Raw genomic sequence first — 4,910 nt, 5'->3', positions numbered from 1 at the left:
AAAGTTCACCCCGTTCTTTTTCAGTTCTACCTCTAAGTTATCAACAAATACAAAGGTTATGAGTCTCCCCCAGACCCCCTCTTTTCAACATCATAATCTCAATAGATATAATCTATAAAACAAATCTAAAGGCCGTCCCTTGTCCGATGACAGGATGCGACGTTTACCTTGGTGCAAAGGATTGGTTGGAATATTAGCTTGTTTCGGAGTTGCCAAAGAGGTCTTCCTGACGAGGACTTTCGGTCGAAGATGGTTTGGATATGGATGTATCGACTTTCATCTTTTGCTTTAGGGCTACCTGGAAACGCTGGACATAGTAGACCACCTTCGCCGGATCAAATTGAGCACCCTCGAAACCAACACAAAAACTTGACTTTCAATCTTCTAAATCCAAATACTGGATAGCTCAAATTTTCCGTTGTTGGTGGTCTCAACCATCCGGCTTATCCAGTTTGCCCAAGAATTCAATCGTATATAGTTGATTTTATGTGTTTTAATACATATTTAATGAAAAGTGACCTATTCGGCGAGCATAAAAACTTTAAGGGCTTGAAACCCTTATTTATTGGGGTTTCCAGAGATGGGTTGTAGAGCCCCTAGTAATAATTATATGTAAAAACATATAATTCTATAAAAAATAGTTGTTTTATATGTAAAAACATATAATTTAGTATATTTGATTGGTTTTATATCTAAAAGCATATAATGAATACATTATCCGAATTTGTAAAAACCCGTAGAAATGAGGTAAATCTCACACAAGAAGAGTTTGCCGAACGCGCAGGAGTGGCCTTAACCGTAGTCCGAAAAATAGAGCAGGGCAAAACCAATCTGAACATGGACAAGGTTAACTTGGTCCTGAGCATGTTCGGCCACACCCTCGCCGCCGTACCCTTGAATACCATAAAACATGGAAATATAGAAACACAATGAGGAAAGCCATTATATTCTATGATCAGGTCAAGGCAGGCGAACTTATTGAAACCAATGATGGTGATTATGTTTTTCAGTACGATAGTGACTATGTGAAGCAATATCCTGACCAATTCATATCGTTTTCCATGCCTGTGCGTAAAGAACCTTTCAGAGACAATAAATTGTTTCCTTTCTTCGAAGGCTTGATTCCCGAAGGATGGCTATTGAACATCGCATCAAAAAACTGGAAACTCAACAAAAATGATCGTATGGGCCTTTTGTTGGCCTGTTGTCAAAATTGTATCGGAGCAATCAGTGTTGAACCTTTAAGGGAAAATCATGACGAATAAGTGTCTATATTGTTATAAAGCGTTGGATGGTGAAATCGATTTTCATGAAAAGTGCAGTCTTGCCATCTTTGGAAAAAAAGACCCTCCAAAATTGGAATATAACTTGGATCAAATGTCCGAACTGGCCAAAAATGTCCTAGAACGAAGTGTTTCCGTACCGGGTGTGCAACCCAAGTTATCAATGTCACTATTCAATGAGATAGGGGGCACTGCCGATTACCGATTGACAGTGGTCGGCGCACTTGGGGGGCACTATATTTTTAAGCCCCCAACAACAGAATATCCGGAGATGCCCGCAAACGAACATCTGACCATGCGCATTGCAGAAGCATTTGGTATCCAAACCGTCCCATCCAGCCTAATACGCCTGAAATCCGGAGAAATATCCTATATCACCAAACGGATTGATAGAACTGATGAAGGCCATAAGATCCATATGCTCGACATGTTCCAAATAACAGAGGCTTTTGATAAATATAAGAGCTCCATGGAAAAGGTTGGAAAAGCCTTAAAGCAACATTCTGCCAATACTTTGTTGGATATGATTTTCCTATTTGAACTGACCCTGTTCAGTTTTTTAACGGGAAACAACGATATGCACCTAAAGAATTTTTCCATGATACACTCCTCATCCGGATGGATACTTTCCCCTGCTTATGACCTGCTCAATGTATCAATTGTCAATCCTGAAGATAAGGAAGAGCTTGCGTTGACCTTGCAAGGCAAGAAAAGTAATTTGAAGCGTATGCATTTTGAAAACCTTGGAAAAAATATGGGGCTGACAGAAAAACAGGTACAAGGTGTTTTCAAAAGATTTTTGAAACGGAAAAAGGATGCCTTAAGATGGGTGGACAGTTCCTTTTTATCCAAGGATATGAAAGGATTATATATTGATCTGCTTAATAATCGGTACGATAGAATTTATAATTAGCGACATAAATGATGGGAATCTGAATCCAACCTCCTACATTTTTTGCAATCAACTTACACACGGAATAGAATAAATTCTCTATTGCCTACGGATAAAGGTTAAAATTAGATGTAACCATTTAATAACCTGCACTTAATATACTCATGTCAAAAAAAGTGACCTATTCGGTGAGCACAAAATTTTAAAGGGCTTGAAACCCTAATCTCCACTAAAACACCATCAAAATGCAACAACAAACATGTAAATTACTGATTTACAGGTTTTTTTGTTTTATTAGGTTTCATTTATATTCAATTAAAATCAATGTAAAAGGCACCAAGTCGATATCCAAAAAATGTAAAATTCCTTTGCAGTACTTTTTTATCAAAAAGACAAGCGACTCGATAAATATGGAAACGCAGGACATAGAACACCACCTTCGCTGGATAAAATTGAGCACATTCCAACATGACACAAAAATCTGAATTTCAAATCACTACTACCAAATATTGGATGGCTCAAATTTTCCGTTGTTGGTGGTCTCAACCATCCGGCTCATCCATATATATTCCTAAAATGTAATAAAATCGATGAATTTGATTAATTCTTACTGGAAAGCTTTACTTGCCCCCCATTTTTTCAACCAATATCCTCATATCTTCACTAACTTTCTTTTCTAAGACCCTAGCATATATCTGGGTAGTTGACAATTTGGTATGACCCAACAACTTTGAAACTGTTTCAATCGGAACACCGTTGGACAGTGTTACCGTTGTTGCAAAAGTGTGCCTTGCTGTATGGAATGTGATCCTTTTATGGATTCCACAGGCTTTACTGATCTCCTTAAGATAAAAATTGACCTTCTGGTTGCTGAAAACAGGTAAAAGGGTATTTTTTATTTTCCTTTCCGATGACCCCTCATATTTCTTGATGATTTCCCTTGCTTGAGGCAGCAGTGGTATTTTGAGCCGCTCATCGGTCTTTGTCCTTTTGGTGAACAACCAGTCATTGCCATCTATTCCTTTGATAACATTGTCGGGAGACAGTGCTTTTACGTCAATGTAGGATAGGCCCGTATAACAAGAAAAGAGGAATACATCCTTGGTCTTTTCAACGCCTTGTTTTGTAAAACTGGTTTCTTCAATGAGTCCAAGTTCCCTTTTCGTCAAATGTTCCCTTTGGGTTTTGACAAAATGCAGTTTATAGTTCTCAAAGGGATCCTTTGAGATCCATTCCAACCGAACGGCCAACCTCGACATTTTCTTAAGCCGTTCCATGTGTTTCATGGCTCCGTTATTTGTGCATTTGGTTCGTGTGGATGGTCTGTACTTTCTTAGGTACTGCTCAAAGTCCGATATAAAACGGTAATTCAATTTTTTGAGCTTAATGTCCTCCACCCCATATTCCTCTCTTAAAAATAGGTTTATGCACCTTTCTGTAATATGGTAGTTCTTCCTGGTTCCGGGGCGTAATGAGGTATGCATGGTCCCATTGTGATAGGCAATCAATTGTTTCAAGGTCTTGCCCCCATCATCTTCCCCAAAGAACCTTGCCTTTATGGCCAAAGGGGTGATTACCTTATCTTCTGCCATCAATAGCCTATGGGCCTCATGTAAACCCGTATAAATTTGATCCAGGTACTTGTTAAGGGAAATCACATAACTGGAAAAACCCTTGCCCCTTTTACGGCTATTGTCCCATAAATTGGTTTTGATTTCCCGATTTATACTAAAATCAGTGCGCTCTCCATCGATGGTGATCCTACAATAGATAATTCGATTCTCGGATTGAACCTTATGCTTTCTAGTAAAGAAATTGATTGTTAAGCGATTGTTTTTCTGCATGTTGCAATGTTTTAAACTGTTAATACCGTGAAAGTCAAAACACAAGCAAAACGCTTCAAAAGTCATCTAAAATTACAATATAAATTGTAATATTCTGCTCCCGATAGGAACACGCTTTAGGATCAATCTCAAAAGTTGTGTGCGGATTGAAATTGGAGTCCGATCTTTGCAGAAAAAACAATCAGCCTTGGAATTATCCATAGACCTATTAAAGCTTATACTGCCCGAACTGTTGATAACCCACTTCGATCTGGTCTCCCATACAACGGAAGAGGGTACGCTCCATCTTCATTTCGAAGAAAAGAAGGACACCCCTAAAGAGGAAAGACATCGCATCCTGATAGCCCATGGTTTTCACAAGGAGATCGTCGTCCAAGACTTTCCATTGCGTGGAAAGTCGGTCTTTCTCCACATCAAGCGACGCCGTTGGCTCGATAAGCGCACCAACAAAATAGTGCAAAGAGATTGGGATCTAGTGGCACAGGGGACTCGTATGACCGTAGAGTTCGCTGCTTTTTTAAAAGTACTTGGTCAGTACCAAGCCTAACGATTGCCATACCATCGGTAGTTTTTATGGGGTTGACGGCAAGAAGCTTCAACGGCAATATCGAGATTGCCTAAGTGAGTTCAAGGAATGGAAAGATAAGCCCCACGCTAAAGACCGGTTGATCTTTCCTGAGAATATGGGCAAGTATCTATCCATTGATGAGACCGCACTATCCAAGGGGGAACTCTACACTATCATCACCTATAAAAAAGCTAAAGGCAGGAAAGGGGCTATTGTGGCCATACTTGCGGGAACCAAAGCTGAACCTATTATAGAACAACTGCTTAAAATCCCAAAGACACTTAGGGATAGGGTAAAAGAGATTACTTTGGATATGGCACATT

The 4,910-nt window shown here is 39.4% G+C and carries 6 protein-coding genes; 5 read left to right on the top strand and 1 reads right to left on the bottom strand.

Annotation, left to right across the window (positions count from 1 at the left end; all coding sequences use genetic code 11):
• The first annotated feature begins 705 nt into the window (after positions 1-705).
• From AC13CC_RS01060 to AC13CC_RS01050, 3 genes are read left to right on the top strand one after another with little or no spacing between them, the layout of a single operon-like run.
• On the top strand, positions 706-933 hold the full coding sequence (locus tag AC13CC_RS01060) for a helix-turn-helix domain-containing protein (protein WP_318345870.1): 228 nt from the start codon (positions 706-708) through the stop codon (positions 931-933).
• Positions 930-1,265 (top strand): HipA N-terminal domain-containing protein, encoded by a 336-nt coding sequence (locus tag AC13CC_RS01055; RefSeq protein WP_326278689.1) that lies wholly within the window; start codon positions 930-932, stop codon positions 1,263-1,265. The genes AC13CC_RS01060 and AC13CC_RS01055 overlap by 4 nt, the downstream gene beginning before the upstream one ends.
• Positions 1,255-2,196, top strand: a complete 942-nt coding sequence (locus AC13CC_RS01050) for a HipA domain-containing protein (RefSeq protein ID WP_482875650.1) — start codon at positions 1,255-1,257, stop codon at positions 2,194-2,196. Before AC13CC_RS01055 ends, AC13CC_RS01050 begins: the two co-directional genes overlap by 11 nt.
• Positions 2,197-2,795: 599 nt before the next feature.
• Here the strand turns inward: AC13CC_RS01050 and AC13CC_RS01045 are convergent.
• The gene (locus AC13CC_RS01045) at positions 2,796-4,019 is read right to left on the bottom strand and encodes a site-specific integrase (RefSeq protein WP_326278685.1); all 1,224 of its coding nucleotides are present in this window, start codon (positions 4,017-4,019) and stop codon (positions 2,796-2,798) included.
• 187 nt (positions 4,020-4,206) lie between these two features.
• On the opposite strand from AC13CC_RS01045, the gene AC13CC_RS01040 reads away from it, so the two are divergent.
• Together AC13CC_RS01040 and AC13CC_RS01035 are read left to right on the top strand one after the other, a co-directional pair.
• Entirely contained in the window at positions 4,207-4,566 is a 360-nt protein-coding gene (locus AC13CC_RS01040) for an ISAon1 family transposase N-terminal region protein (RefSeq protein ID WP_482875649.1), read from the top strand.
• Positions 4,547-4,910 (top strand): transposase (locus AC13CC_RS01035; RefSeq protein ID WP_482875648.1); only part of this gene is annotated, 364 nt, incomplete at its 3' end. The genes AC13CC_RS01040 and AC13CC_RS01035, both read left to right, overlap by 20 nt.

Source organism: Flagellimonas sp. L-11, assembly GCF_056857735.1.
The sequence above is the reverse complement of the archived record's forward strand: the minus strand, read 5'-3'. Positions and strand labels throughout refer to the sequence as shown.

Excerpts from the sequence above, each read along its gene's own strand:
- AC13CC_RS01055 (WP_326278689.1), top strand. The coding sequence starts at position 930 with ATGAGGAAAGCCATTATATTCTATGATCAGGTCAAGGCAGGCGAACTT.
- AC13CC_RS01045 (WP_326278685.1), bottom strand. The coding sequence starts at position 4,019 with ATGCAGAAAAACAATCGCTTAACAATCAATTTCTTTACTAGAAAGCAT.
- AC13CC_RS01050 (WP_482875650.1), top strand. The coding sequence starts at position 1,255 with ATGACGAATAAGTGTCTATATTGTTATAAAGCGTTGGATGGTGAAATC.
- AC13CC_RS01060 (WP_318345870.1), top strand. The coding sequence starts at position 706 with ATGAATACATTATCCGAATTTGTAAAAACCCGTAGAAATGAGGTAAAT.